Here is a 22,655-nt window from a genome sequence, read left to right on the forward strand (position 1 = left end):
AAGGCAATTGTGCAGAAGCCTGTTGCACAATTCGACATCCGGCCAGGCCGCGGCAAAGGCCACCAGCGCTGACTCAATTTCCCGCTCGTTGGCTTCCTGGCCGACATCCAGGAAGTCGAACAGGTAGGGATCCTTGAGGGCTTGCCGAGCCAGATCGGTTCCCGACGCGGGGAGACGGTCGGCGAAGTTGGTGATTGCCTGGCCTTCCCGTTCCAGCAGGCGGGATTCGATATGGATTTCCAGTGTGGCGCGTGACCAGCCGTGTTCCACGGCGCGTTGGGCATAGGCTAGGCGTTGTTCTGGCTGCTTCAGCCTAGCCAGCAATACCAGGTTGTGGCCCCAGGGCAATTGTCCAACAGCCTGTTGGACAATTGCCGCATCCGGGCAAGCGTCGGCGAAGGAGCGCATGTACATCAGGTTGGCACGGGAAAAGCCCTTCATCTCGGGAAAGGCAGTCCTGAGGTCGTGCGCCAGCCGTTCGATGACCTTGGCTCCCCAGCCTTGCTCGGCCTGTCGCTGCAGGATGTCACGGCCAATCTGCCAGTAGAGCTGTACCAGCTCGCGGTTAACGGCCAGCGCGGCCCGCTGCTGGGCCCTGTGGATGCGGTTCTTCAGCTCGCCCAACCAGTTGGCGTAATCTTCCGGCGCTGGAACGAGGGAGACGGGCTTGTCGCTCATTCCGCCTCCCCGCTGGTCTGCTTGAATTCGGTCATGGACTGGATGCGCTGATCCAGCACGATGAGCTTGCAGGTCTGGGCATCGACGCCCGTGGTCATCAGCTTAGAAGTTGTAGCGATGACGGGATACTTGCTTTCCGGGAAGATGAAGTTGTCCAACTCCATCTTGCCTTCTTCGTTGTCGCCGGTGATGCGCACGACATAGCGGTGGTTCTGCGCGACCAGGTCGGCGTTTTCGTTGACCAGCGCCTGGCGCATGCGTTCGGCATGGTCGATGTTGTCGCAGAAGACGATGGTCTTGTCGAAGCGGTTGCTGGCCTTCAGGTATTCACTGATCTTGCGCGCCACCACTTGCGTGCGCTGTTCCAGCACCAGCGTCTTGTCAAAATTACGCTGGTTGTAGATACGGTCTTCGATCTCGTTACCGTGCTTGTCGAGCATGCCGTTGTCGGGACGCCAGCCGGTCAGGTCTTTGTCCAGGTCGATGCGCACTACCTTGTAGGGTGCGAGAAAGCCATCGTCGATGCCCTGGCGTAGCGAGTAGGTGTAGATGGGCTCGCCGAAGTAGTCGATGTTGGAAACGTCCCTGGTTTCCCTGGGCGTAGCGGTCAGGCCGATCTGGGTGGCGGAATGGAAATACGTCAGGATCTCGCGCCAGGCCGAATCTTCGGCGGCGCTGCCTCGGTGGCATTCGTCGATTACGATCAGATCGAAGAATTCCGGACTGAACTGCTTGTAGATGTTCCGTTCTTCTTCGTTACCGGTGACGGCCTGGTAAAGCGACAGGTAGATTTCATAGGACTTGTTGGCCTGCCGCTTCTGGATCTTGGTCATCGCCGCGCCGAACGGCTTGAAGTCATTGGTCATGGTCTGATCGACCAGGATGTTGCGGTCCGCCAGGAACAGGATGCGTTTCTTGGCACGCGACTTCCACAACCGCCAGATGATCTGGAAGGCGGTATAGGTCTTGCCTGTGCCCGTGGCCATCACCAGCAGAATGCGCTTCTGCTCTTTGGCTATCGCCTCGATGGTCTTGTTGATGGCGAGCAATTGATAGTAACGGGGCGTCTTGTTGCTGCCATCGCTGTAGTAGTCTTGGGTTACCAAGGCCTGTTGCTGCGTGCTCAGCCCCTGATGCTCTGCCCACCATTGCCACAGCGTATCGGCATTGGGGAACTCGTCCAGGCTCAGTTCGCGCTCGATCACACCGTCCTTGGCGATCTTGTTGTGGAACAGGAAGCCATCTCCATTGCTGCTGAATACGAAAGGCACTTGCAGCATTTCGGCATAGCCGAGGGCCTGTTGCATGCCCGAGCCGATGGCATGCTTGTTGTCCTTGGCTTCGATGACGGCAATGGGCAGGTTGGGCTTGTGGAACAGCACATAGTCGGCGCGCTTGTGCTGACCACGTGTGTGCAGTTTGCCGCGCACGATGATGCGCCCCTTGGTCAGCAGGAACTCTTCGCGCACCTGGGTCAGAACATCCCATCCGGATTTTTCCAGAGCCGGCGTGATGAACTTGGTGCAGATGTCGCGTTCGCTGAGCGCCTGCTTATTCATAGGATCTAGTTCCTTCCATGCGGCCTTTCCCCATTGTTCCTGCCTGTCGTTCGGTGCTCGACGCGCGATCTTGTAGCTGTGTAGCGACGTCATCCTCTTCGTCCATGCCCCTCAATCCAACACAACCAGAAATTCGGTTGCTAACGCAGTCGGCTGAACATCGCGAACATTGCGTTGCAGTGAAACCAGTCCGTAATCGGCCATCGTCTTCAGAGTGCGAGACAGGTTTGGCACCTTGCGGCCGCTGAGTTCAGCCAGCTCCGTCAAAGACTTAGGCTGCTCGTTATGGATCAGGTGCAGCAGACGGCGGTTGTCATCCGATAGCACGGCGGCCAGCGACGCCAAGGATGGGAACCAGATGCTGGGAACCTCGCCGCCCTGCTGGGGCGGGCGATCCAGTTGCCGAACACCGACAATGCAGCGTTTCATGCGCATAAGTCCAAAGACACGTCGACTTACAATGATATCACCCACTGATAATCATTGCCGAACAACCAGGGAAGCCTTGATACGGCGACACAAAATGGGGTAATCCAATAAAAATTACCTCAATACCCCAAAGTGACTACCCCATTCCCTGCGCTGATCCTTCGGCAAAGGCAAAGGGCAAGGGAACGGCACCCAAGGGGCAACGGCCCTATCCAGAAAAGGAAAAGGTCGCCCCTGTCCATTCGTTTTGCAACACCCGGCGAAGTTGCCCCTATACCGTGCCGCTGCCCTCCGCCGCACTCAGATAGTCCGCCCAGTCCTGCAACAGCGTCCTTCTCTGATCCAGCAGCAGCGCCTTGTTGTACGTCGCCCGCACCTTGTTGCTTTCCACGTGGGCAAGCTGCCGCTCGATTGCATCAGGCCGGTATCCGTTCTCATTGGCCCAGGTTGAAAAGGTCGTCCGCCAGCAATGCGGCGTCGTACCTGATAGAACTTCTGAATCTGCTCTCGCGTCATCGCCGCCTTGCTCTCGCTGAACGGCACTCGCAGCAGCCCACGAAGACTGGGAATAGGATTGGCCTCGACCAGACCCCGCACCACCGCGAACTCGAAGATAGCCGCAAGATCGCCTTTGACGTGAATGGCCGCCCACGCACCGTGTGGCTTGCACTCCTCTAGCAGCGGGCGAATCTGCTTCACGCCAATGTCGCTCATCGGCATCCCATCGAACTTGGGCGACAGGTACTTCCTGATGCGGGATTCTTTCGTGCGATAGAAACTGACCGTTAAGACTGGCTTGATCTCGGCCAGGTACGCCTGCGCCACCTTGGCGAACGAGCTTTCCTTTGCGCGCTTGCGTTCCTCCAGCGCATCGAGGTTGCGCTGCTTGACCTGCTGCCGCTCATGGGCAGGATGGCTTCCAGGGTCAGACCCCGTCCGGGGTCTGACCCTAAGGGAGATCAAACGTTAAACAGGAAGTTCAGCACGTCGCCATCCTTGACCACGTATTCCTTGCCTTCGGCGCGCATCTTGCCGGCTTCCTTGGCGCCCTGCTCGCCTTTGCAGGCGATGAAGTCGTCATAGGCGATGGTCTGTGCGCGGATGAAGCCGCGCTCGAAATCGGTGTGGATGACGCCCGCCGCCTTCGGGGCGGTGTCGCCGATATGGATGGTCCAGGCGCGGACTTCCTTGACGCCGGCCGTGAAATACGTCTGCAGGCCGAGCAGGCTGTACGCGGCTCGGATGACGCGGTTCAGGCCGGGCTCGTCCATGCCCATGTCGGCCAGGAATACCGACTTGTCCTCGTCGTCGAGCTCGGCGATTTCGGCTTCGACGGCGGCGCACACGGCCACGACGGGGGCGTTCTCGCCCTTGGCGTATTCGCGCACGGCAGCCAGATGGGGATTGTTCTCGAATCCGTCTTCACGCACATTGGCGACGTACATGCTGCGCTTGGCGGTGATGAAGCAGAACTGCTTGATCAGGGCCAGGTCGTCTTCGTCCAGGCCGATGGAACGTATGGGCCGCGCCTCGTTGAGCACGGGAATGATTTTTTCCAGGACGGCCACCATCTTGATGGCTTCCTTGTCGCCCGAGCGCGCGGTCTTCTGATGGCGCAGCAAGGCCTTTTCCGCGGACGCCAGGTCGGCCAGGGCGAGCTCGGTGTTGATGACCTCGATATCGGAGATGGGATTCACACGGCCCGCCACGTGGATGACGTTCTCGTCTTCGAAGCAGCGCACCACGTGCACGATGGCGTCGGTTTCCCGGATGTTGGCCAGGAACTGGTTGCCCAGGCCTTCGCCCTTCGAGGCGCCCGCCACCAGGCCGGCGATGTCGACGAATTCCACCACCGCGGGCAGCACGCGTTCGGGACTGACGATTTCAGCCAGGGCGCCCAGGCGGGAATCGGGAACTTCGACCACGCCCACATTGGGCTCGATGGTGCAGAAGGGATAGTTTTCGGCCGCAATGCCAGCCTTGGTCAACGCATTAAAAAGAGTGGACTTACCAACGTTGGGTAAGCCGACAATGCCACATTGCAGAGCCATGAGAATCCTGAAAAATAAAGATAAATGCCAAAGACCGCTATTGTAGGCGCAAACCCGCGGCGGTTAAAAAGGCGCTTACATCGCGAGATCGGGCGCCACCTGGATGACGATCCAGACGATCAGCAGGGGGCCGCCGTTGAACAGGGCGTGCAAGAGCATGGAGGCGCCGATGCCGCGCCGGATGCGCAGCCAGCCCAGCACCAGGCCGGTCAGCCATTGCGGCAGCACAAGCAAGGGCAATAGCCACAGAGGGGTCTGATGCAGGTTGAAGTTGTAGAGATGCACCGCGGCGAACAGCACCGAACTAAGATGAAACACCCAGGGAAACAGGCCGCGATATGCCGTTCGGTACTTCCAGGGCAAAGGCCGGCGCGCGCTGGGCGTGCCGGCCAGGTATGGCAGCCAGCACACGACCAGGATGCCCGTCAGCGCAAGCACGCCGGGCCATTTGGGGCCCATGAACATGGTGGCGACGGCCACGGGCACCATCCACCATGCGTGTCCCAGCCGGCGCAGGCCGTAGCGGAACACCAGCTCTTCGATGATGGGCGCCCAAAGCAGGGCCTGCAGCCAGGGAATGTCGTCCAGGCGCAGACGATGCGTCGCGCCGCCGACGCCGGCGGCCGCCACGGCGATCGGCCCCAGGAATACGAGGTTCACCAGCCACAGGAACAGCGCCCACTTCAGCAGGCGCCCCACCGACAAAACGGGAAACCAATCTTGCCACCAGCCATCGCCTGCGCGGCGGCCAGGCAGGCGCGGCGTGAAACCGGGCCGGCGCAAAAAACGGAAGAAATCTCGCAGCTCGTCGCGAAAGCGCATCGGCTTTCCGTTGCGCCCGCTTTGTCGCTTAGTCACGATTGCCCTCGTGCAACTGGTTGGTTGCCTGGCGGAAATCGCCGCGCAGCAGCGCCGGCATGACGGCCCGGCAGCGGTCTATGACACCCTCGATCTTTTCGAGCTCTTCGCGGCGCGGCGGATTCAGCACGAAGGCAGCCACCTGTTGCGCGAGCCCCAGCGTGCGCGGATGCCCGATGCCCAGGCGCAGGCGCCAGAATGCGGGACTGGAAAATGCCGCCTGGATGTCGCGCAGGCCGTTATGGCCCGCGTGGCCGCCTCCTTGCTTGATCTTGACCTGCCCCGGCAGGAGATCCAGTTCGTCGTGCAGGACCAGGACCTGTTCGGGTACGAGCTTGTAGAAGCGCATGATCGCACCCGCCGCCTGTCCGGACCTGTTCATGAAGGTCATGGGCTTGGCCAGAATCACCGCCTCGCCCTCGAAGCGCGCCTTCGCCACCATCGCTGAAAACCCCTTTTCAAGGGAGAAGCCGGCTTTCAGGTCGTCCGCAAGATGGTCGACCAGCCAGAAACCGGCATTGTGGCGGGTAGTTTCGTACTCGGGTCCGGGATTGCCCAGTCCGATGATCAGGCGTATGGGTAGGGTCATAGCGAAAGTCTACACAAGAAAAACCCCTGCCGGCCTCGCGGCCCGACAGGGGTCTGGAACGGGAGCGGCGCCGGATCGGTGCTCGCCCCGCCGTGCCCGAGCAGTTTACTCGGTGCCTTCCTCGGCACCCTCGGCGGCGTCGTCGGCGCCGGCACCGGGCTTGGCCAGAGCGGCGGCCAGAACCAGGTCGCCTTCAGCGCCATGGACGGTGTGCGTCACACCCTTGGGCAGTTCGATGCTGGACAGGTAGACGTTGCCGCCGGCAGCCAATTGGCTCAGGTCGACTTCGATGGCCTGGGGCAGATCGGCAGGCAGGCAGGTCACTTCGAGCTCGGTCAGCACGTGGCTGATCATCTGGCCATGCGTCTTGACGGCGGGAGAAGCGTCGCCGTTCAGGAAGTGCAGGGGCACCTTGGTGGTGATGGCCTGCTTGGCGTCCACGCGCTGGAAGTCGACGTGCAGGACTTGCGGCTTGTAGGGGTGCCATTGCACGGCGCGCAGCAATACTTGCTGGCCCTTGCCGTCCAGTTGCATGTCCAGGATGGACGCGTGGAACTCTTCCTTGCGCAGGGCATGGAAGATCTCGTTGTGATCCAGCTCGATGCTGAGCGCATCTGCGGTGCCGCCGTAGACGATGGCGGGAACACGGCCGGCACGGCGAAGGCGGCGGCTCGCACTCGTACCTTTATCGCTGCGCGAAGTGGCGTTGAATTTCATGGAAAACTCCAAAAGCTAAAAGGCGGATGGCCTTGTTGTTATACGCGGCCCGGATGGGCCGCGCGTTGCGCCGGCTGCCGCGACCAGCGGCCGGCAATATGCTCAATCGGCAAACAGGGAACTGACCGATTCAGCGTTGGAAATTCGCAGTATGGTTTCGCCCAACAGCGATGCGCAGGAAAGCTGGCGTATCTTTTCACAGGCGCGCGCGCTTTCGGACAACGGTATCGTGTCGGTGACGACGAGCTCGTCGAGCTCGGAATCGGCGATGCGTTCGACCGCGCCGCCGGACAGGACGGGGTGGGTACAGTAGGCGTACACCGAGCCTGCCCCACGCTCCTTGAGCGCCTGGGCAGCCTTGCACAGCGTGCCGGCCGTATCGACCATGTCGTCCATGATGATGCAATTGCGCCCGTCGACCTCGCCAATGATGTTCATGACTTCGGACACATTGGCGCGCGGGCGGCGTTTGTCGATGATGGCCAGGTCGGCTTCGAGCTGCTTGGCCAGCGCCCGGGCGCGGACCACGCCGCCGATATCCGGCGATACGACGACCAGATTGCTGTAGTTGCGCCGCCAGATGTCGCCCAGCAAGATGGGGCCGGCATAGATGTTGTCGACCGGGATGTCGAAAAAGCCCTGGATCTGGTCGGCGTGCAAGTCCATGGTCATGACGCGGTCCACGCCAACGACCTGCAGCATGTTGGCCACGACCTTGGCCGAGATGGACACGCGGGCCGAACGCGGGCGGCGGTCTTGGCGCGCATAGCCGAAGTAAGGTATGGCGGCGGTGATCTTGCCCGCGGACGCCCTGCGCAGGGCATCGACCATGACCATGATTTCCATCAGATTGTCGTTGGTCGGCGCGCAGGTGGGCTGAAGGACGAAGACGTCTTTGCCGCGCACATTTTCATTGATTTCCACCATGACTTCGCCGTCTGAAAAACGGCCTACCGTCATTTTCCCCAACGACATGTCAAGGTGATTTGCAACATCGACCGCTAAGCGAGTGTTAGCCGTGCCGGTAAAAATCATGAATCTGTCGTTTGCCATGGCGAATGGTAGGTTTTCTGTGCGTTAAACAAAAAAACTGTTGACCAGCACCACCGCGGGGCCGACTCAACAGCTTCATTTAACGACAAGCCCGAAGGCTTGAAAGTGGCTGGGGAAGAAGGATTCGAACCTTCGCATGCTGGAATCAAAATCCAGTGCCTTAACCAGCTTGGCGATTCCCCAATTCAACTGCTTATCCAGTACCGTAGCGGATGATCCGGCAATCCGTGGCATACCCACGCATCTTTGGCTACCGCTGCGTCATCGTTTTCACGACTTGCTATTTTACCGATAATTTTGCGATGTTGCATGGCGGCTTGCTCAAACGTTACAAACTCAACGAATAGACAAGCGCCCGAACCGCTCATTCTTGCATTCAACCCCAACCCGGCGAGCCACTCATGCGCGGCCGCTACGCGTGGGTAGCTTGCAAAAACAACTGGCTCAAGATCATTGCGACCAAAATACCCCGTGCAACCGCTGGCTGTACAAGTTGGCGCGTTTTCTTTTTGCCAATCAGTAAAGACCGTAATTCTGACTGATTCAGAATCCCTTGTCAAATTGGGCGATGAAAACACCTCTCCCGTCGGCACCGACTGCGGCGGCTGCACGACAAGATAGGCGCGTTCGGGCAAAGACAAAGGCTGGAAGGTTTCGCCGATGCCCGTGGCAAATGCCGCCTGTCCGTATATGAATACCGGCACGTCGGCGCCCAGCAGCAAGGCCAGCTGCATCAGCTGCCGCCTGTCCAGGCCGGTGTTCCACAAGCGATTGAGCGCAATGAGCGTCGTGGCGGCGTCGCTCGAGCCTCCGCCCAAGCCGCCACCGGAGGGAATGATTTTTTCGTAGCGGATCTGCGCGCCCAGCGAGGTGCCGGTGGCTCGCTGCAGCGCACGCGCCGCACGCACGACCAGGTCGTCTTCCGCCGCCAGGCCCGGCAGGTGTTCGCCTTCCCTCTCTATGGCTCCGTCGCGCCGCAGATCGAAACTGAGCATGTCGCAAAGATCGATGAAACGGAACGCGGTTTCCAGCAAGTGGTAGCCATCGGGACGGCGTCCCGTCACGTGCAGAAAGAGATTGATCTTGGCCGGGGCGGGCACATCGTGCAAAGCCACGCTACTCGGCCCGCCCGTCGTCGACAACCAGGCGCACGCTGATGCGGCGCTGGGCGTCATTGCGCCGCAATTGCAGCAGCTGCGGGCCCAGCGCGTCGTAGCGCGACAGCTGTACCTGCCAGCCATCCTGTGCGAACGACGCCAGCCTGCCTTCGCCGTCCTTCTGCGCGGAACCCATGCCGCCCTGGCCGCCGCGCCCCTGCAGCCATTGGCGCAGCCCGCTGACGGGCATCGGGCTGCCCAGCACTTTCTCCACCAACTCGTCCGGATTCGTGGCCTGTTCGCGTTCGCCGTTGCTGCGCACCAAGGTGGCCAGACCGGGCTCCACGGTGACGCGCGCCAGCGTGCTGCCCAAAGGATTGGCAAGGTCGAGCGTCAAGACGCGGCCGGTATCATGCCAGGCAAAACCGCCCTGCACCGCCTCTTGTCCGCCGCCGGCATGGTTGACGGTCAAGGCGAAACGGCCTGCCCGCTGGAAGGTATCGCCGTCGGCGGCGCCTCCGATTCTCTGGGGTGTGGCACAGGCGCCAAGCAGCGCAAGCAAGCCGGCCCCCAATAGTGTGCGGAACAGGGCAAGAAAGAATCGCTTGCTCATTGAAACTCGACTCCAAAACGCTGCAAGGTCTTGAGCAGGGTCTCGTTGTGCGGGTCCTTGTCGTAGGCCTGCTTCCAGATGCGGCGCGCTTCGTCCTTGCGATCGATGGCCCAGAAGACTTCGCCCAAGTGTGCGGCGACGTCGGCGGCGGGAAGCTGGCGATAAGAGCGTTCCAGGTACTCGATGGCGGCCTGGAAGTCGCCCGTGCGATACAGGTACCAGCCCACACTGTCCAGAATGAAGGGGTTGTCGGGCTCGAGCTCCAGTGCGCGTTCCAGCAGTTCCTCGGCCTCTTCCAGGTTGCGATTCTGGTCCGCATAGGTATAGCCGAGCGAGTTGTAGGCGTTGGCGTTGTCGGGATCGAGCTCGATCACCTGGCGCATCAGGCGCTCGAATGCCTCGATCTTGCCCTGGCGCTCGTACAGCATGGCCAGGTCGTACTTGACCTCGGCGGAATCGGGGATGTCCTGGTCCGCCTTGACGAGAATGTCGACCGCGTCGTCGGTGCGCCCCGATTCGCGAAGAATCGAAGCCAGGGTGAGCGCCGCCACGGAACGCTCGTGGTTGTCCTGGGGCTTGAGGGCCTTGATGGTCGCCGTAGCCTGCGCAAGCCGGCCCTGCCGGCCCTGCAGCACCGCCTTGTGCACTTGTGCCTGGAATCTCAGCGTGCTGTCTTCGATCAGGTCCAGCTGGGCGATGGCCTCATCGTAGTGCTCCTGCTTTTCGGCGATGCGCACCAGCATCAGGCGCGCATCCGAAGCGTCCGAGGCGGCGTTGCTGGCCTTGTCGCTGATGGACTTGCGGCGCTGGGTCTGCACGTTGATGTATTCCTGCAGCAAGGCCTTGGCTTGCTCGTAGCGCTCGGCGTGGACGTTGACTTCGGCCTCGGTGTAGAGCAGGTCGAAATCCTCGGGCGAGCGCTCGCGCATGGACTTCAACTGTGCCAGCGCCTGATCGTATTGCCCCCGATCGGACAATCGCTTGACGAGCAATAGCTGAAGCTTGCGGTCGCCCGGGTTTTTCTTCAGGTATTCCCGGGTCTGGCCGATTGCGTCGTCCGGATCCACCTTGAGTCCGTATTCGAGGACTCTTTGGGCCGCCACTTCGGAATCGGGCTGCAGGGCCAATGCTTTTTCGGCCTCTTGCACGGCGCGCGCGGGGTCGGAAGCCGCCCAGGCCGCATCCGCCAGCGCCAGATGGGCGATCGGAAGGTTGCGCAAAGGCTCGGGGATCGCATTTTCGAGGACTTCAAGCGCCAGCCGCTTGTCGGCCATCTTGTCGATGATGATGGAGGCCTGCGCAATGGCCTGCTCTTTGTTCTGCGCTTTTTCTATGCGTGCGGACAAGGCCGAGGCAAGCCCGGCGGTTTGCCCGTTGGAGGCGGCCAGGGCAAGCGACGAAGCGACGGCCTCGGGGTCGCGCGGCGCGAGCAGCGCCCATTCGCGTGCCGCGCGCAGCGCGCGCGCCATGTCGCGGCCGCTCATGGAAAATTGAAACGCCCTCTTGGCCAAGCGCGGATCGGAAGTCTCGCGGGCGAGGTCGAGCATGGTCTGGCCGGCGATATCGTATTCGCCCTGGGTTGCGGCAATTTCCGATGCCAGTATCCTGTAGAGGATATCGCCCGTCAGCGCGACCGTGGGCAAGTCGCCGGCGCGCAGACGTATGTATTCGGCCCGTTCCATCGCGTCGTCCGCCTCGTTGACCGTGGCGGAAAAAGCGGAGGCGGACCAAGACATCAATATTGGCGCGAGCGCTGAAGACAACAGAAGTATCGAAAATTTCATTCAATCGGGCCAATACCGTTACGCCTCGAACAGGCGCCGGGTGGCAAAATTACAGAGTCGGTTTGAAAGATGTTATCACCCACTTATGCCTGAACTGCCAGAAGTCGAAACCACGCGTCGCGGAATTGCGACGATTATGCCCGGACGGACGCTCCGGCGTTTCCTTGTCCACGAAGCCCGGATGCGCTGGCCGGTTCCCGAGCACCTTGCGCAAACCTTGAACGGACATGTCGTGCAAAGCTGCGAACGCCGGGGCAAGTACCTGCTGATCAACTTCGAGCACGGCACCCAGATCATCCACTTGGGCATGTCGGGATCCTTGCGCAGCGCGCCGCTGGACGCCGACCTGCGCAAGCATGATCATGCCGAATGGTTGTTCGATGATGCGCGCTTCCTTTTGCATGATCCACGGCGCTTCGGCGCCATATTGTGGCATGCCGCCGCCGACGGCCCGGTCAGCGCCCACCCGCTGCTTGCCAAGCTCGGTGTCGAGCCTTTCGATCCCGGCTTCACGGGCGATTACCTGCACAGCCGCCTGAAGGGAAAGACCCTGGCCGTCAAACAAGCGCTGCTGGCCGGGAACATCGTCGTCGGGGCAGGCAACATCTACGCATCGGAAGCCTTATTCCGCGCGGGGATCGATCCCAGAACCAAGGCCGGAACGCTTTCGCGCCCGCGTTGCGAGCGGCTGGCGCGAGCCGTCCGCGATACGCTCAACGACGCGCTGGAATCCGGCGGCAGCACGCTGCGCGACTACGTGAACGCGACGGGCCAGCCGGGCGCCTATTTCGAACTGCATGCCGCTGTCTACGAAAAACACGGCAAGCCTTGCCCAGCATGCTCCACACCCATACGGCGCATAGTCCAGGGGCAGCGCGCGACTTATTTTTGCCCGAGCTGTCAACGCCGTTGAATCGAAATTCGTTTATAACAAATACATTGAACATAAACGAATGCTGCGGTATATTTCATCCACCAACCGGAGGCTATATTTTCATGAGCAAGCAATTTGCATCCCATGCCGACCTCGAAGACAAGGTCGTCTCGTTCGAAAAACTGTCGGACAACGCCTATGCCTACACGGCGGAAGGCGATCCCAACACCGGCATCATCGTCGGCGACGACGCCGTGATGGTGATCGACACCCAGGCCACGCCCATCATGGCCCAGGACGTCATCAAGCGGGTGCGCGAAGTTACCGACAAGCCCATCAAATACATCCTGCTGTCGCACTATCACGCCGTGCGCGTCCTGGGTGCATCCGCCTATAACGCCCAGGAAATCATTGCCAGCCGCGACACCTACGACCTCATCGTCGAGCGCGGCGAACAGGACAAGGCCAGCGAAATCGGTCGCTTTCCACGGCTGTTCCGCAACGTCGAGTCCGTGCCTCCGGGCCTGACCTGGCCCACCATCACCTTCGACGGCGAAATGACGGTCGACCTGGGCAATCTCGAAGTCCATATCATGCAGGTGGGCCGCGGCCACACCAAGGGCGACACCATTGCGTGGCTGCCCGAGCAGCGCATCCTGTTCGCGGGCGACCTGGTCGAATATCAATCCACGCCCTATGCCGGCGACTGCTATTTCCGCGAATGGCCCCTCACCCTGGACACCCTGGCAGAGTTCAAGGCCGAAAAGATGGTGCCGGGCCGCGGGCCGGCGCTGAAGTCCGCCGATGAAGTCCGCAAGGGCCTGGCCGGCACGCGCGCCTTCCTGACCGACCTGTATTCCAGCGTGAACTCGGGCGTGGCCGAAGGCAAGGACCTGAAGACCATCTACCGCGAGACCTACGACTTCATGAAGCCTCGCTATTCGGACTGGGTCATCTTCGATCACTGCATGCCCTTCGACGTCTCGCGCGCCTACGATGAAGCCACCGGCTACGACGATCCCCGCATCTGGACGGCCGAGCGCGACATCGAAATGTGGAAGCAGCTCGAAGGCTGACGCGTCGATGTGGTCGGACCAATGGGGTCGGATGGGGTCGGACCCCGTACGGGGTCCGACCCCTCAAGATACAGAGGAGTAAAAGGTGGAAGAGACGAACTACCAGACTCTGGAGCTCGCCTATGCGCCGCCTCCGGCTCAGCCGGAGGCGCACCGGCCGGTTGTCATCGTCGGCGCCGGTCCCGTCGGCATGACGATGGCGCTCGACCTGGCTCGGCGCGGCATGCCTGTGCTGGTCCTGGATGACGACAACAAATTGTCCGCGGGCTCGCGCGCGATCTGCTTCGCCAAGCGCACGCTGGACATCTGGGACCGCCTGGACGTGGGCGAACGCATGCTGCAGAAAGGCGTCTCCTGGAATGTCGGCCGCGTGTTCTTCAAGGACGAGGAAGTCTGGCGTTTCGATCTTCTTCCCGAACAAGGCCATCGCCGTCCCGCCTTCATCAACCTGCAGCAATATTATTGCGAAGGCTATCTGTATGAAGCGGCGGCCGCCCATCCCCATATCGAGCTGCGCTGGAAGCACAAGGTGGCAAGCGTCGAACAGCGCGTAGCGGGTGTGGCGATCACGGTGGAGACACCCGACGGTGCCTATTCGCTGACGGCGGATTGGCTGATTGCTTGCGATGGCGCGCGTTCGCCCGTACGCAAGATGATGGGGCAGGAAAGCCATGGCCGGATCTTCCGCGATCGCTTCCTGATCGCCGACATCAAGATGGAGGCCGATTACCCGACGGAGCGCTGGTTCTGGTTCGATCCGCCCTTCCATCCCAATCAGTCCGTGCTGCTGCACAGCCAGCCCGACAATGTCTGGCGCATCGATTTCCAGCTTGGCTGGGATGCGGATCCGGCCGAAGAGGTCAAACCCGAAAACGTTGAGCCGCGCATACGCGCGCTGCTTGGGGACGACGTCAAGTTCCAGCTCGAATGGGTAAGCGTCTATACCTTCGCCTGCGAGCGCATGGACGAATTCCGTCACGGACGCGTGGTCTTCGCCGGCGATTCCGCCCACCGCGTATCGCCGTTCGGCGCGCGCGGCGCGAACAGCGGCGTGCAGGACGCCGACAACCTGGGCTGGAAGCTGGCGCTCGTGCATCGCGGCCTGGCGCCGGAAAGCCTCATCGATACTTACCGCGACGAGCGCGAACTGGCGGCCGATGAAAACATCCTGAACTCCTCGCGTTCGACCGACTTCATCACCCCCAAGAGCGAGATCAGCCTGCTGTTCCGGAACATGACGCTCGAATTGGCCAAAGAGCATCCCTTCGCCCGCACACTCGTGAACAGCGGACGGCTGTCCACGCCCACTTTCTATACCCGATCGCGCCTCAACACACCCGACGTCTACGCTTTCGACAAGCATCTGCCGCTGGGCGCCGTGGCGCCCGACGGCCCCGTCACGGCCGACGGCGAGCGCGGCTGGTGGCTGGCCCAACTGGACGGCCGCTTCGTCGTGGCGGTCATGTGCAATACACATCTGCCCACGGCCGCTGCGCTCGAAGAACTGCGCTCGCTGCAGGATCATCCTGTTGGCGTGAAGGTCGTGCTGGTCCTGTCGCCCGCGCTGGCGCAAAGCGCGCCCAAAGGCTTCGCCTGGGTCGAGGACCACGAAATGGTCGTCACCCGCCGCTACGATGCGCTGGACAGCGCCTGCTATCTGATACGCCCCGATCAGCACATCGCCGCGCGCTGGCGTTCGATTTCCCTGCCGGCCATCCTAGACTCACTGAACCGCGCCATAGACGCTGCATCCGGGAGCGCATCATGACCCGCAACCGCCTGAACTCCCAACCGAACTTTCCCGTGCCGGACGATTTCTACGAACGCCTCATCGAAGCGCATCGCGATCTCAGCACGGCGCAAAGCCATGCCATGAATGCGGCACTGGTGCTGCTGCTTTCCAACCACATTGGCGATCTCGACGTCGTCTCCGACGCCCTGGACAAGGCGCGTGCTTCCGTCCAGTCCCTGGCTGACGCCATTCTTCCACAGGAACCACCATGAGCGAACTCAAGTACCAATCCGGTTTCGGCAATCACTGCGCCACGGAAGCGCTGCCCGGCGCCTTGCCCGAGGGCCGGAATTCCCCACAGGTCTGCCCTTACGGTCTCTACGCCGAGCAACTGTCCGGCACGGCGTTCACGGTTGCCCGCGCGGAAAGTCGCCGGTCCTGGCTGTACCGTATCCGGCCGACCGCCCTGCAGGGCGCGTTCGAGCGCTTCGACGGCATCAAGGGCTGGACCAACACCTTCGGCAACGGTCCGGTCACACCCAACCGCCTGCGCTGGAATCCGCTCGACATCCCCACGGCGCCCACGGACTTCCTCGAAGGCATGCACACCTGGGCGGGCAACGGGCATTGCGACGACCAGATCGGCGTCAGCATCAACCTGTACGCTGCCAACCGTTCCATGAAGAATCGCATCTTCTACAACGCCGACGCAGAGATGATGTTCGTGCCGCAGCAAGGGCGCTTGCGCCTGGCCACCGAGCTCGGGCTCATGGACGTCATCCCCATGGAAATCGCCGTCATCCCGCGCGGCGTACGCTTTCGCGTCGAACTCCTGGACGCCGACGCCCGTGGCTATGTGCTGGAAAATTTCGGCGCGCCCATGCGCCTGCCGGAACTCGGCCCGATCGGCTCGAACGGCATGGCCAATGCCCGCGACTTTGAAACTCCGGTCGCCTGGTATGAAGACATCGAAGGCGAGCACGAACTCATCGCCAAGTTCACAGGCGGCTTTTGGCGCACCGTGCTCCAGCATTCGCCGCTGGACGTCGTCGCCTGGCACGGCACCCATGCGCCCTACAAATATGATCTGCGCAAATACAACGCCATCGGATCCATCAGCTTCGATCACCCCGATCCTTGCATCTTCACCGTCCTGACCTCGCCTTCCGACACTCCGGGCGCAGCCAACATGGACTTCGCCATTTTTCCGCCGCGCATCCTGGCCATGGAGAACACGTTCCGGCCACCCTGGTTCCACCGCAATATCGCGGGCGAGTTCATGGGCCTGATCCATGGCGAGTACGACGCGAAGGCCGAAGGCTTCACGCCGGGCGGCGCCAGCCTGCACAACTGCATGACGCCTCACGGCCCGGACGCAGGCACCTTCGAGAAGGCGTCATCCGCGGACCTCAGCCAACCTGCCTACATTCGCGACACCATGGCGTTCATGTTCGAGACGCGGCGCATCATCCGGCCGACCGATGCGGCCATGTCGGCCAGCACGCTGCAAAGCAACTATGATGCGGTATGGTCGGATCTGAAGAAGCACTTCAATCCTAACAAGCCCTAACGTCAGGGGTTCATGGGGTCAGACCCCGTACGGGGTCTGACCCCGCCTCCGGCATCAACAGGACCAGTACATGTCTTATCTGAATGAAACCCATGACCCGGCGCTCCAAAGCTGGGTCGCTTCCGCCAATGTCGCCGACAACGGCTTCCCCATTCAAAACCTGCCGTTCGGCGTATTCCGGCCGACCGGCGCCGCCGAAGGCTTCCGCCCCGGCGTCGCCATCGGTGATTCGGTGCTGGACCTGGATGGGCTGGCAAGGCAGGAGCCATGGTCGGGCAAGGCGGCCGCAGCGTTGGCCGCTTGCAAATCGGACAAGCTGAACAGCCTCATGGCGCTCGATCCCGCGCACTGGTCCGCACTGCGCCTCGAACTATCGCGGGCGCTGCGCGCCGGCTCCGCCCTGCAGGCTCGGATCGAGCCCTTGCTCCACAAGCTGGCCAACGTCGAACTGACGCTGCCCGCGCACATCGGCGACTACACGGACTTCTACATTTCCGTGCATCACGCCACGGCGGTCGGCAAACAGTTCCGTCCCGACAATCCCCTGCTTCCCAACTACAAATGGGTGCCCATCGGCTATCACGGCCGCGCGTCCAGTATCGGCGTTTCGGGCCAGGCATTCCCTCGCCCTGTGGGCCAGACCCGTCCTTCGACGGAAGGCGGCCAGCCCAATTTCGGCCCCTGCCAGCGCCTGGACTACGAGCTCGAACTGGGCATCTTTGTGGGACAAGGCAATACGCAGGGCGACCGCGTGGCCATCGGGCAGGCCGAATCCAATGTCTTCGGGCTCTGCATTCTGAACGACTGGTCGGCGCGCGATCTGCAGGCCTGGGAATATCAGCCCCTGGGGCCCTTCCTGGCCAAGAATTTCGCCAGCACGATCTCGCCCTGGATCGTCACGCTGGAGGCCCTGGCTCCTTTCCGCGTGGCGTTCGAACGCGATGCGGCCGATCCCCAGCCTTTGCCTTATCTCACTTCGCCGGAAAACCAGGCCTCGGGCGCATTCGACGTCCAGCTCCAGGTCCTGCTCAGCACCGAAAAATCCCGCGCGCAAGGGGCGGCTCCCGCTCTCCTGTCCAGCAGCAATTTCAAGGACGCCTACTGGAGCGTCGCGCAGCTGATCACCCATCACACGGTCAACGGCTGCAACCTGCAGCCCGGCGACCTCCTGGGCACCGGTACGCTGTCGGGACCGGAAAAGGGCCAGGAAGGTTCGCTGCTGGAAATCAATGGCGGCGGAAAGCATCCGGTTCAATTGCCGTGGGGCGAAGAACGCAATTTCCTGGAAGACAACGACGAGGTCGTCCTCCGCGCGGCATGCCGCAAGGAAGGCTATCCGACCATCAGCTTCGGGGAAAGCGCGGGCAGGGTGCTGCCCGCGAAGAGTTGAGGGGTCAGACCCGCAGGGGGTCTGACCCCCTGCTGAAGCGACGATGCCCTTCGGGAAAGGGGTCAGACCCCGTACGGGGTCTGACCCCAATGCTTAGTCGACGATGACCTTTGACGGGGGTCAGACCCCGTGCGGGGTCTGACCCCAATGCTTAATCGACGACGGCCTTTGATGGGGGTCAGACCCCATGCGGGGTCTGACCCCTTGCCAGCACCTTGCCCGGATTCATCAGCCCTTGCGGATCCAGCGCGTCCTTGATGCGCCGCATCAGCGCCATTTCGACCGGATCCTTGTAGCGAGGCAGGACATCGCGCTTCAGTTGCCCCACCCCATGCTCCGCGCTGATCGAACCATGGAAGCGATGCACGCTGTCGTGCACGACGTCGTAGACATCGGACTGCCGGGACAGCAGCTCTTCCTCGGTGTAGGCCTCGCCCCGCGCCACGTTGTAGTGCAGGTTGCCGTCGCCCAGATGACCGAAGATCACATTCCGGATGCCGGGGAATTTTTCCTGCAAGGCGGCATTGGTGGATTCGACGAATTCCGCCATGCGCGACACGGGAATCGACACATCGTGCTTGATGCTTTTGCCGAACTCCTTTTCGGACAGCGGGATGCTTTCGCGCAAATGCCATAACGCCCGGCTCTGGGTGATGTTCTCGGCGATCACCGCATCCTTGGCGAGGCCCGCCTCGAGCATCTCGCCCACCACCGCCTCGAAGCGCTCGCGGGCATGATCGGCGCTTTCGCTGTCGGACAGCTCCAGCAGCGCATACCAGGGCAAGACGGCGGCAGCGCCCTCGAAGGGGATGCGCTGCTGCGGATAGCACTTGACGACGCCTTGCAGGCAATCGCCCGCGATGAGCTCGAAGCCGGTCAGCGCCGCCCCGAAGCCATTACGTGCCAGCGACAGCGCCGCCACGGCGTCCTTGACGGATTCCAGCGCGATCAAGGCCGTGCATGACGCGACCGGCAAGGGATACAGCTTGACGGTGGCGGCGGTGATGATGCCCAACGTGCCTTCGCTGCCCACATACAGATTGCGCAAGTCGTAGCCGGTGTTGTCCTTGCGCAGCCCTTTCAGCCCGCGCATCACGTCGCCTTCGGCGGTGACGACTTCCAAGCCAAGCACCAGGTCCCTGGCGTTGCCGTAGCGCAGCACCTGCGTGCCGCCGGCATTGGTGGCCAGGTTGCCGCCTATGGTGCAGCTGCCCTCTGCCGCCAGGCTGAGCGGGAAAAGCCGCCCCGCCTCTCGGGCGGCCTGCTGCACGGCTTGAAGGATACAGCCGGCTTCGACCACCATCGTGTCATTGTCGGTATCGATGCCGCGCACCCGATTCATTCGAACAAGCGAAATGACCACGGCCTTGCCGTCCGCGTCGGGCGTGGCGCCGCCGCACAAGCCCGTGTTCCCGCCTTGCGGCACCATGGATATCTTGTTGGCGACGCACCAGCGCACCACCTGCGCGACCTCATCCGTCGTGCCGGGCCTGACGACCGCCAGCGCGGCGCCGCTGTAGCGGCCGCGCCAGTCGACCGTGTACGGCTCTGCATCCGCCCCCGTCAACACATGCTGCTTGCCCAGGATCCGAACCAGTTCATCTGTTTGACTCATTGCGCGCCTTCCGAAAACCAATGTGGCGGCCATTTTAAAGCACAAGGCCGGCGCCCCATCGGCAGCCTTGCGGGCACTTCAACGCAGAATCCGGGATAATCCTGTTTACAGGATGAATTCTTCAAGGACAGCCCGTGACGACAAGCAACTCCCTGCCTCCCGCCGTGTTCAAGGCCTACGACATTCGCGGCATCGTGCCGGATCAATTGAACCCCGACTTCGCCTATGTGCTGGGGCTTGCCTTGGCCCAGCGGGCCCGAGCCGAAGGCGTCGAAGCCATGGTCGTGGGCTACGATGGCCGCCACAGCAGTCCCGGCCTGTCGGAAGGGCTGCAGAAGGGCTTGCTGGCCGGCGGCATCGACACCATCGATCTGGGCATGGTCCCCACGCCCCTCGTATACTTTGCCGCGCACACGCAGCACACCGGGTCGGGTGTCGCCATCACCGGCAGCCACAACCCCCCCGCCTACAACGGTTTCAAGATGATGCTGGGCGGCAGGACATTGTTCGGCGACGGCATACAGCAGCTGCGCGCCATCATGGAAAACCTCGATCCCATCGACGGGATCGAACCAGGCCAGCGCCGCGAGCTGAATCTGCTGGACACCTACGTACGGCACATCAGCGACACCATCAAGCTGGCGCGCCCCATGAAGATCGCCATCGACTGCGGCAATGGCGTGGGCGGCGTCGTCGCTCAGCGCCTGTACGAATCGATGGGCTGCACGGTCGATCCGCTGTTCTGCGAGGTCGACGGGAACTTCCCCAACCACCATCCCGATCCGGCCGATCCCCACAACCTGCAGGATCTGATCAAGCACGTGCAGGAAAGCGACTGCGAAATCGGCCTGGCCTTCGACGGCGACGCCGACCGCCTGGGCGTGGTCACCAAGTCGGGCGAAATCATCTGGCCGGATCGCCAACTGATCCTGTACGCGCGAGATGTCCTCAAACGCGAGCCCGGGGCCACCATCATCTTCGACGTCAAGTGCAGCCGCCACGTGGCGCGCGCCATCAAGCATGCGTCAGGCAGGCCCGTGATGTGGCAGACGGGGCACTCGATGATCAAAGCCAAGCTCGCCGAAACCGGCGCGCCGCTGGCCGGCGAAATGAGCGGCCACATCTTCTTCAAGGAGCGCTGGTTCGGCTTCGATGACGGTCTTTACACCGGCGCCCGCCTGCTCGAAATCCTGTCCGAGCACGAAAACCCGTCCGAAATCCTGGAAGACCTTCCGCAGGACATCTCCACCCCTGAAATCAAGCTGGAAATGTCAGAAGGCCAGCCGCACGCACTGATCGAGCGCCTGCAAAAGGAAGGCAGTTTCCCGTCGGCCACCAGCATCAGCACCATCGACGGCGTACGCGCCGAATACGCCGACGGTTTCGGCCTGGCGCGGGCATCCAACACCACGCCCGTCGTCGTCCTGCGCTTCGAAGGCGACAGCGCCGAAGACCTGGAGCGCATCAAGGCCGAGTTCCGCTCCGCCCTGACCGCCGTCGCGCCGGACATCACCCTGCCTTTCTAGGTTCAAGGGGTCAGACCCCGGTGCTGTCGAAAGGGGTCAGGCCCCGGATGGGGTCTGACCACATTGCAACGAGACCTGGGGTCTGACCCTGTTGGGTCTGACCCCGCAGCAAGCATCCTAGACAGAGGGGTCAGACCCCGCATGGGGTCTGACCCCAGGCAGCAAACCTGCATAAACGGCCAGATGCGCCTCGACCACCTTGCGGATATCGAATTCGGTTTCCGCAAGCGCGCGGCCCGCCGCGCCCATTTGCTTACGCAACGGCGCGTCGCCGGCCAAGCGCAATACCGCATCGGCCAGTGCGCGGGCATCCCGCGCGGGGACCAGCACGCCGGACACGCCGGGCTCGATCGCATCCCGGCACCCCGGCACGTCCGTGGTCACCACCGCACGCCCGCAGGCGGCCGCCTCGACCAGGGATTTCGGCAGGCCTTCGCGGTACGAGGGCAGGACGGCAATATGCGCGCCGGCGTACAGCTCGGCGATATCCTTGCGTTCGCCCAGGCATTCCACGATGCCTTCCTGCTTCCAGCGTGCGAATTCTTCGTCGCTGATGCTGGCCGGATTGCCGGGGTCCGGAGAACCGACCAGCACCCAGCGCAGTGCCGTGGCATCGCCCGCGGCAAGCTTGGCCGCCTGCACGAACTCCATCACGCCTTTGTCCTTCAACAGGCGCGAGACCATGAGGGCGCGCACCGGGCCTTCCGGCTCGGGTTGCACGGGAAAGACATCCAGGTCCACCCCGGATCCGCGTATCAGCACGGCCTGCCGCGGCTTGACCACGCCGGCCCGCATCAGGACATCGCGGTCGCTCTGGTTCTGAAAGATGACGCGGCTGTTGCGATGCCCCAGCGCCAGCTTGTATAGCAAGGTGGCCGCGGTTCTCAGGAAATCGAATCCACCGGGCTTGCGCATGAAGATGAACCCGAGTCCCGATACCGCCGCCACATAGGCACGCACGCCAGCCAGCCTCGCGGCGATCCCGCCATAGAGCACCGGCTTGATGGTCACCGCATGCACGAGATCGGGCTGCAAGCCGCGAAACAGGCGCCAGAGCGCGAGCAGCGTCTGGAGTTCCTCAATGGGATTTCGCCCGCTGCGCGACATGGGAATCGCGTAGTGCGGAAAGCCTTGTGCGGTGATGGCGGTGACGGCGGCCCCCTCCATCGTGGCCACATGAACGTCATAGCCCGCTTCCCGCGCGCCCAGCGCCACCGGCAAGCGGTGCGACAAAAAGAAGGCGGGGTTGTTCACCACGAACAGCAGCCGCGGCCGTCCGGGCGTCCTGGGCGTGCCGGACGGCCGCCTCCGGCGCGGAAAATCCGCTGCCAATCGTTTCCAGACCATGTGATACGCCCCCACCATGGATTGCAAGCTGTAGCGCGCCGCCACGCTGTCCCGCCCCCGCTGGAGCCGGCCGACATGCCCTGGCGCGGAGAGATCG

The 22,655-nt window shown here is 62.4% G+C and carries 18 protein-coding genes, 1 tRNA gene and 3 pseudogenes; 7 read left to right on the top strand and 15 right to left on the bottom strand.

Going from position 1 to position 22,655, the window contains the following annotated elements; genetic code table 11:
* Positions 1-60: 60 nt before the first annotated feature.
* The 13 genes and pseudogenes from ACSBPU_RS17865 to ACSBPU_RS17925 all read right to left on the bottom strand — a co-directional run.
* Positions 61-678, bottom strand: a pseudogene (locus ACSBPU_RS17865) (DUF1016 N-terminal domain-containing protein); the annotation flags it as partial.
* A gap of 8 nt (positions 679-686) precedes the next feature.
* Positions 687-2,237, bottom strand: a pseudogene (gene hsdR / locus ACSBPU_RS17870) (EcoAI/FtnUII family type I restriction enzme subunit R); the annotation flags it as partial.
* A gap of 111 nt (positions 2,238-2,348) precedes the next feature.
* Positions 2,349-2,666, bottom strand: coding sequence for an HVO_A0114 family putative DNA-binding protein (locus ACSBPU_RS17875; protein WP_442593169.1), 318 nt, complete (start codon positions 2,664-2,666; stop codon positions 2,349-2,351).
* A gap of 612 nt (positions 2,667-3,278) precedes the next feature.
* Positions 3,279-3,491 (bottom strand): annotated as a pseudogene (locus tag ACSBPU_RS17880) (tyrosine-type recombinase/integrase); the annotation flags it as partial.
* A gap of 134 nt (positions 3,492-3,625) precedes the next feature.
* Positions 3,626-4,717, bottom strand: a complete 1,092-nt coding sequence (gene ychF, locus ACSBPU_RS17885) for a redox-regulated ATPase YchF (protein WP_442593170.1) — start codon at positions 4,715-4,717, stop codon at positions 3,626-3,628.
* A 75-nt stretch (positions 4,718-4,792) separates the two neighbouring features.
* Positions 4,793-5,539, bottom strand: coding sequence for a CPBP family glutamic-type intramembrane protease (locus tag ACSBPU_RS17890; protein ID WP_442598407.1), 747 nt, complete (start codon positions 5,537-5,539; stop codon positions 4,793-4,795).
* 28 nt (positions 5,540-5,567) lie between these two features.
* On the bottom strand, positions 5,568-6,164 hold the full coding sequence (gene pth / locus ACSBPU_RS17895; RefSeq protein ID WP_442593171.1) for an aminoacyl-tRNA hydrolase: 597 nt from the start codon (positions 6,162-6,164) through the stop codon (positions 5,568-5,570).
* Between the two features lie 105 nt (positions 6,165-6,269).
* Positions 6,270-6,881 carry a 50S ribosomal protein L25/general stress protein Ctc gene (locus ACSBPU_RS17900; protein ID WP_442593172.1) on the bottom strand — a complete coding sequence of 204 codons (612 nt, stop codon included), beginning with the start codon at positions 6,879-6,881 and terminating at the stop codon, positions 6,270-6,272.
* 102 nt (positions 6,882-6,983) lie between these two features.
* Positions 6,984-7,934, bottom strand: a complete 951-nt coding sequence (locus tag ACSBPU_RS17905) for a ribose-phosphate diphosphokinase (protein ID WP_180066716.1) — start codon at positions 7,932-7,934, stop codon at positions 6,984-6,986.
* A 106-nt stretch (positions 7,935-8,040) separates the two neighbouring features.
* Positions 8,041-8,117 (bottom strand) — tRNA-Gln (locus tag ACSBPU_RS17910).
* Between the two features lie 2 nt (positions 8,118-8,119).
* The gene (gene ispE, locus ACSBPU_RS17915; RefSeq protein ID WP_442593173.1) at positions 8,120-9,049 is read right to left on the bottom strand and encodes a 4-(cytidine 5'-diphospho)-2-C-methyl-D-erythritol kinase; all 930 of its coding nucleotides are present in this window, start codon (positions 9,047-9,049) and stop codon (positions 8,120-8,122) included.
* A 1-nt stretch (position 9,050) separates the two neighbouring features.
* Positions 9,051-9,644, bottom strand: a complete 594-nt coding sequence (gene lolB / locus ACSBPU_RS17920; protein ID WP_442593174.1) for a lipoprotein insertase outer membrane protein LolB — start codon at positions 9,642-9,644, stop codon at positions 9,051-9,053.
* Positions 9,641-11,428, bottom strand: a complete 1,788-nt coding sequence (locus tag ACSBPU_RS17925) for a tetratricopeptide repeat protein (protein ID WP_442593175.1) — start codon at positions 11,426-11,428, stop codon at positions 9,641-9,643. Before ACSBPU_RS17925 ends, lolB begins: the two co-directional genes overlap by 4 nt.
* An 85-nt stretch (positions 11,429-11,513) precedes the next feature.
* On the opposite strand from ACSBPU_RS17925, the gene mutM reads away from it, so the two are divergent.
* The 6 genes from mutM (at position 11,514) to fahA (ending at position 18,070) form a co-directional block, all read left to right on the top strand.
* Positions 11,514-12,341 carry a bifunctional DNA-formamidopyrimidine glycosylase/DNA-(apurinic or apyrimidinic site) lyase gene (gene mutM / locus ACSBPU_RS17930; RefSeq protein WP_442593176.1) on the top strand — a complete coding sequence of 276 codons (828 nt, stop codon included), beginning with the start codon at positions 11,514-11,516 and terminating at the stop codon, positions 12,339-12,341.
* An 83-nt stretch (positions 12,342-12,424) separates the two neighbouring features.
* Positions 12,425-13,378, top strand: coding sequence for an MBL fold metallo-hydrolase (locus ACSBPU_RS17935; protein WP_442593177.1), 954 nt, complete (start codon positions 12,425-12,427; stop codon positions 13,376-13,378).
* 85 nt (positions 13,379-13,463) lie between these two features.
* A complete protein-coding gene (locus ACSBPU_RS17940) occupies positions 13,464-15,146 on the top strand; it encodes an FAD-dependent oxidoreductase (RefSeq protein ID WP_442593178.1) in 1,683 nt (560 codons plus the stop codon).
* Positions 15,143-15,382: a DUF2783 domain-containing protein gene (locus ACSBPU_RS17945; RefSeq protein ID WP_442593179.1), complete on the top strand. Its 240-nt coding sequence runs from the start codon at positions 15,143-15,145 to the stop codon at positions 15,380-15,382. The genes ACSBPU_RS17940 and ACSBPU_RS17945 overlap by 4 nt, the downstream gene beginning before the upstream one ends.
* Positions 15,379-16,680: a homogentisate 1,2-dioxygenase gene (gene hmgA / locus ACSBPU_RS17950; protein ID WP_442593180.1), complete on the top strand. Its 1,302-nt coding sequence runs from the start codon at positions 15,379-15,381 to the stop codon at positions 16,678-16,680. The genes ACSBPU_RS17945 and hmgA overlap by 4 nt, the downstream gene beginning before the upstream one ends.
* 70 nt (positions 16,681-16,750) lie before the next feature.
* Positions 16,751-18,070 carry a fumarylacetoacetase gene (gene fahA / locus ACSBPU_RS17955; RefSeq protein WP_442593181.1) on the top strand — a complete coding sequence of 440 codons (1,320 nt, stop codon included), beginning with the start codon at positions 16,751-16,753 and terminating at the stop codon, positions 18,068-18,070.
* Between the two features lie 178 nt (positions 18,071-18,248).
* On the opposite strand, the gene ACSBPU_RS17960 is transcribed toward fahA, so the two are convergent.
* A complete protein-coding gene (locus tag ACSBPU_RS17960; RefSeq protein ID WP_442593182.1) occupies positions 18,249-19,685 on the bottom strand; it encodes an FAD-binding oxidoreductase in 1,437 nt (478 codons plus the stop codon).
* A 134-nt stretch (positions 19,686-19,819) separates the two neighbouring features.
* Here ACSBPU_RS17960 and ACSBPU_RS17965 point away from each other — a divergent pair, with 134 nt between their 5' ends.
* Positions 19,820-21,211 carry a phosphomannomutase/phosphoglucomutase gene (locus ACSBPU_RS17965; protein ID WP_442593183.1) on the top strand — a complete coding sequence of 464 codons (1,392 nt, stop codon included), beginning with the start codon at positions 19,820-19,822 and terminating at the stop codon, positions 21,209-21,211.
* A 117-nt stretch (positions 21,212-21,328) separates the two neighbouring features.
* Here the strand turns inward: ACSBPU_RS17965 and ACSBPU_RS17970 are convergent, their stop codons facing one another.
* Positions 21,329-22,477, bottom strand: coding sequence for a glycosyltransferase family 4 protein (locus ACSBPU_RS17970; protein ID WP_442598409.1), 1,149 nt, complete (start codon positions 22,475-22,477; stop codon positions 21,329-21,331).
* Positions 22,478-22,655 lie beyond the last annotated feature (178 nt).

This window comes from Parapusillimonas sp. JC17 (assembly GCF_052180245.1).
GTDB lineage: Bacteria > Pseudomonadota > Gammaproteobacteria > Burkholderiales > Burkholderiaceae_B > Parapusillimonas.

Bases quoted from the DNA above. Each gene is read 5' to 3' on its own strand.
- ACSBPU_RS17875 (WP_442593169.1), bottom strand. From the start codon at position 2,666: ATGAAACGCTGCATTGTCGGTGTTCGGCAACTGGATCGCCCGCCCCAG.
- ychF (WP_442593170.1), bottom strand. From the start codon at position 4,717: ATGGCTCTGCAATGTGGCATTGTCGGCTTACCCAACGTTGGTAAGTCC.
- ACSBPU_RS17890 (WP_442598407.1), bottom strand. From the start codon at position 5,539: ATGCGCTTTCGCGACGAGCTGCGAGATTTCTTCCGTTTTTTGCGCCGG.
- pth (WP_442593171.1), bottom strand. From the start codon at position 6,164: ATGACCCTACCCATACGCCTGATCATCGGACTGGGCAATCCCGGACCC.
- ACSBPU_RS17900 (WP_442593172.1), bottom strand. From the start codon at position 6,881: ATGAAATTCAACGCCACTTCGCGCAGCGATAAAGGTACGAGTGCGAGC.
- ACSBPU_RS17905 (WP_180066716.1), bottom strand. From the start codon at position 7,934: ATGGCAAACGACAGATTCATGATTTTTACCGGCACGGCTAACACTCGC.
- lolB (WP_442593174.1), bottom strand. From the start codon at position 9,644: ATGAGCAAGCGATTCTTTCTTGCCCTGTTCCGCACACTATTGGGGGCC.
- ACSBPU_RS17925 (WP_442593175.1), bottom strand. From the start codon at position 11,428: ATGAAATTTTCGATACTTCTGTTGTCTTCAGCGCTCGCGCCAATATTG.
- mutM (WP_442593176.1), top strand. From the start codon at position 11,514: ATGCCTGAACTGCCAGAAGTCGAAACCACGCGTCGCGGAATTGCGACG.
- ACSBPU_RS17935 (WP_442593177.1), top strand. From the start codon at position 12,425: ATGAGCAAGCAATTTGCATCCCATGCCGACCTCGAAGACAAGGTCGTC.
- ACSBPU_RS17945 (WP_442593179.1), top strand. From the start codon at position 15,143: ATGACCCGCAACCGCCTGAACTCCCAACCGAACTTTCCCGTGCCGGAC.
- hmgA (WP_442593180.1), top strand. From the start codon at position 15,379: ATGAGCGAACTCAAGTACCAATCCGGTTTCGGCAATCACTGCGCCACG.
- fahA (WP_442593181.1), top strand. From the start codon at position 16,751: ATGTCTTATCTGAATGAAACCCATGACCCGGCGCTCCAAAGCTGGGTC.
- ACSBPU_RS17960 (WP_442593182.1), bottom strand. From the start codon at position 19,685: ATGAGTCAAACAGATGAACTGGTTCGGATCCTGGGCAAGCAGCATGTG.